The sequence below is a fragment of the Ruminococcus sp. YRD2003 genome (assembly GCA_900109435.1).
Classification (GTDB): domain Bacteria; phylum Bacillota; class Clostridia; order Oscillospirales; family Ruminococcaceae; genus Ruminococcus; species Ruminococcus flavefaciens_G.
In genome coordinates this window covers 1-4461 of the sequence record FNZT01000027.1, presented here as the reverse complement: position 1 = coordinate 4461, position 4461 = coordinate 1, and the positions used below count along the sequence as shown (strand labels likewise).

Annotated in this window: 4 protein-coding genes; all 4 read right to left on the bottom strand. The window is 52.0% G+C overall.

Annotation, left to right across the window (positions count from 1 at the left end; all coding sequences use genetic code 11):
- Positions 1–214: 214 nt before the first annotated feature.
- Positions 215–787, bottom strand: coding sequence for a flavin reductase family protein (locus BMX22_RS15165; protein ID WP_074743444.1), 573 nt, complete (start codon positions 785–787; stop codon positions 215–217).
- Positions 788–905: 118 nt separating this feature from the next.
- Positions 906–2498 (bottom strand): histidine kinase N-terminal 7TM domain-containing protein, encoded by a 1593-nt coding sequence (locus BMX22_RS15160; RefSeq protein WP_074743442.1) that lies wholly within the window; start codon positions 2496–2498, stop codon positions 906–908.
- A 129-nt stretch (positions 2499–2627) separates the two neighbouring features.
- Positions 2628–3818 (bottom strand): leucine-rich repeat protein, encoded by a 1191-nt coding sequence (locus tag BMX22_RS15155; RefSeq protein ID WP_074743440.1) that lies wholly within the window; start codon positions 3816–3818, stop codon positions 2628–2630.
- A gap of 27 nt (positions 3819–3845) precedes the next feature.
- Positions 3846–4461, bottom strand: a 616-nt coding sequence (locus BMX22_RS16650) for a hypothetical protein (RefSeq protein ID WP_177173047.1), incomplete at its 5' end; no start/stop codon positions are given.

Sequence of the window (4461 nt, the reverse complement as noted above, 5' to 3'; positions counted from 1 at the left end):
TCACGCGGTCGCTCGTAAACTTGCTAACCTGTACAGACCATGGGTTTATCGCCGCGTGTCTTACCTACCGCCCCACGGCTGCAACCTGTAGGGGCAGCGTCCCGCCGACCGCCGATAATCGAACCGCACAAATCAACACCATGCGCCCGCATTTTCACGCATAAACTCATGGCAACGCACTGTAGGGGACGGCGTCCTCGACGTCCCATGCTTTTTATTTCTTCTTTTTCTTTTTCCTGACGGAGAATCCGAAGTCTCCGAGCTTGCGTCCGAGGGCGAAATATTCGCCGTGCGCATAGGCAGCGAGCCCGCACTGCTGCAGGTTGAGCTTGCCCTTGCTGTCGATATAGCGTTCATCGGCGTCAATACCGACTATCTCCGCGAGGAACATGGTATGCGAGCCGAGGAGTTTGCTCTCGGTGACGCGGCATTCGAGGCAGACGGGGGATTCTTCGATAATGGGCGCACTGACTTCATGTGCAGGCAGAACGTGCAGTCCGCAGGCATCGAATTTGTCGATATCTCTGCCGCTCCTGACACCGCAGAAGTCGGTCGCCCTGACCATAGCGGAGGTCGTGAGGTTGATGACGAACTCGCCCGAATCGCGGATGATGTCGTGGGAATAGCGCTCGGGACGGACGGAGATATAGGTCATGGGCGGACGGGTGCAGACGATGCCTGTCCAGCCGATAGTGAGGACATTGGGCTTGTCGGGAGTGCCGCAGGTGACGAGCGCGGCGGGTACGGGCGCGAGCAGAGCGCTGCCCTTCCAGAATTGCTTAGGCATAGCGGGTATCCTTTCATTTGATGATGATGATATTATAGCATTTCCCGCGGGATTTTTCAAGCTGTCCCGTCAAGAAAAACAGGCATAGCGGGCTGTTGCCTGCATATGCCTGTATTGCTTATTTTTTTGGTATCTTTATAATGGTAGTGAATCCCTCGCCCTCTACGGAAGAGAACTTGACTGTTCCGCCGAGAGCCTCAGTCCGCTCGCGAATACCGCGCAGACCGTTGTTCTCGCTTATGGAGTGACAGCCGTGTCCGTTGTCGAAGATATAGAGCTCGAGCATATCGGGGCGGAACTTCACGATAACGTCTATCCTGTCCGCGCCCGAATAGCGCATAGCATTGGTTATTGTTTCACGGGTGTTGTCGTAGACAGCCTTTATGCAGAATGCGAAGCTCTCGTCCTCCTCGCCCTGGGTACACACGTCGATATCCACTCCGCGCACAGCCGACGTCACCGTATTTATCGCCCTTGTGACCGATGTCATGAATTCGTCGGAGCGCAGATTGTTTATTGAGCATCTCAGCTGAGTGACACCGCTTCTTGACAGCCCGTCTATCTCACGGACATAACCGACGGTTTCGGCGGGTATATCCCTGCCCGCGAGCTCGGAGTCGATGATTCGCGAGAGCGAGCTTATCATCGTGAAGGTATGACCCGCAGAATCGTGTATCTCCTGAGCAATGCGGTTGCGTTCCTGTTCGAGCGAGAGTTTTTTCTCGGTATTGAGGAGCTCGTAATACTCGGAGACATTATTGACGATGATGATGCTTGCAATACGTTCGCCCTTTTTGTTGGTACAGAAATTCTGCCTGATATTGTAATAAGCACCGTCGAACGACAGCTCGCAGGAGGTCAAATTCTTGTTGAGCTCGGTTCCCGTTTTCGCCTTTACAGCGGAGATTACCTCGTCGAGCGAAGCTCCCGTGGCAGTGGAGATGAGGGTTTCCGCGTATTTGTTCTTGTATGTCATGATGTCGTCGGCGTCGAAGACGATAACAGCGCTGTCAATGCTGTCTATAGTGTCGTTGATAGCGATACGGTTGACATTCAGCAGACCGTATCGGCTGATGGCTATGAGCACCATTACGACTGAAAATGCGAAGAACAGCGGAGTAAGCTCTATCTCCGTCCTGATTATCTTCACAACGGACAGCGTGTTGATACACAGCGGGACAGCTATCGCCACGGCAATAAGCACAGACTGGCTCGTCATGCGGCGGCTGCTCTGCGAGTGCTTGATAAACATCAGGCAGATGCCTGCGAATATCAGCACATAGTAAACTATCTGCGAGAGGTAGTAGATACGTCCGCAGACGATGTTCCTGTACTCGAAAACGCTGTAGTAGTTATGGTGCAGGGGGTTGGTTATGACGCATAGGAAGAAAATGACCGAAATAGCGGGCAGCACACGGCATGGCTTGCGCAGGTAATTACGGTAGTCGGAATACTCAGCCGCGAACATCAGCCACGACGGCGCGAACATACTTATCCCGACGTTTCCAACGACGAAGCTTATCCAGAACTGCTCGGTGTTTGCCGAGAACAGTTTCAGAAGCTGAGATATCAGCCAGATTATTACCGAAGTCTGACAAATGACGAAGAGCTTGGTAACGCGGTTGTTGTTGCCGCGCACGAGCACCCAGACCATGGTCGCGATAAGACCCGCCAGACCGATAAGAGACAGCAGGGTAGGTATCAAGTCCATATCGTATCACACTCCATAAAACTATATCTGCCTCCATTATACCACACTTGCGTACATACTGCAATACTATCAAAAAAACAGCCGCAGAGAGGCATTAGCCGCTCTGTGGCTGTATAGTCTGTACAGGCTTTATTGGGTAAGCTCGGGCAGAGTCTTTATGACGCCCGCGTCGAGCTTCTTGATAGTGAGTGCATCTGCCGCCGTAACGCCGTCACCTGGATTGCAGCAGTCGGCGTTGAGCTTAGCCTCGTCATTGAGGGCATACTTGTCCTGATTTGCGATAGACTGGAGGATTGCAGTTCCGTCAGCGATAGTGACCTTGCCGTCGAGGTTAGCGTCGCCGAGGAGTGAAGGCTTGGGGTCATCGGGGGCGTCGGCATGGTTCTCGTCGAAGATGTAAGTGGCATTCTTGAGGTAAGCGTCGTCCTCGGGCTTCTGCACCTTATCCCATGTCTCCTTGCTGCCGTAGAAGGTTATCGTTGAAGCGCAGGTCGTATCCATGAACGCCATACTGTCGATGCTTTTGAGCTTGCCCGAGAGCTTGAGCTCGGTGAGCTGCGGGGTATCGTAGAAAGCCATGCAGTCGATAGACTCGACGCCCTTGAGCTCGACAGACTTCAGAGCTCCGCAGAGCGCGAAAACGTTGTCGTTGAGCTTTGTCACGCCCGAAGGAACAACGACGGATGTGAGCTTGGGATTTCTCTGGAAAGCGCTCGGAGAAATGTACTTGACGTCGGAGGGGATGACGATATCTCCCTCTGCACCCTCGGCATCGAGCAGCATACCGCTGACTATGACCAGCGAATTGCTGTCGCGGTGCGCCTCGAGCCACGGAGTTTCGCTGAACGCCTTTGCTCCCATATCGAACACTTTGTCGGGTAGCTCGACGGTCTCAAGCTTGGGGCACTGCTCGAAAGCGCGCAAACCTATCTTCTCGATACTGTCGGAGATAGTAACGGATTTAAGCTTCTTATTTCCCGAGAATGCATATTTGCCTATCTCTTTTACGGAATCGGGTATAGTGATTTCGGTTATTTCAGTCGGCTGGAATGCGTTCATCTGAATGACCGTAACGGGTACACCGTCGACCGAGGCAGGTATCTCCACCGAAGTCGCCGACATATCGCAGCCTGATATTTCGGCGTGGTCCGAATATTTAAGGATAGTCAGACCGTCCTGTTTCACCTCGGAATAGTCATCGGCATAAGCCGTGGCAGGAGACGGTGCGAACGTTCCGCTCACAGGAGCGGCAGCTCCCGATGTCAATGCAGCGGCAGCGATAAATGCAGCGGTCTTCAAAGCAATACTTTTAGTTCTCATAGCAATGATACCTCCCTTATCAAATTATCATTTCTTGATGTTTGTAGGTTTCAGCGTTGGACCGTTCGTTTCCTTTTCGGTGGTCTTGACACGTTTCTGGGTCGTATTTTCGGCAGACTTGTTTTTGTTGTTTTCAAATGACTTATGATTTCTTATCCCGTAGTTCATCAGGAACGGCTGAGCATTCTCCGAGAGTGCGCTCTTGCCGAGCTTTACGAGCTCCTCCCACGACGTGATCTCTTTTTCGAGCGACTGCATAGGCTCGCTGTTGAATATCTGTTTCAACATCATTGTTTCTTCGATATTCGCGTCGCTTTCGGGATACTGACTGAAGAACTCAGCTTTGTTCAGCTCTTTTGACTCCATAGCGGAGAACACAGTTTTTGTAACGATCTCGGCAAGATTCAAAATCATATGATCGCGCAGTGTCTCAAACATCTTCTGAGTTTTCGGGGGCTTGTCGGTGATGATATTGTTTATCCTGCACTGAATGGAATAGAACGGAGAATTCTTTGTTATTTCAGCATCGGACACAACCTCCTGCTTCTTGGGCTCCGTCTTCTTGGGTTCCTCGTTGATGATGTTGATAGAGTTGGGGGTCTTCTCGGGCTCCTTCTTCTTCTTGGGCTCTGTCTTCTTGGGC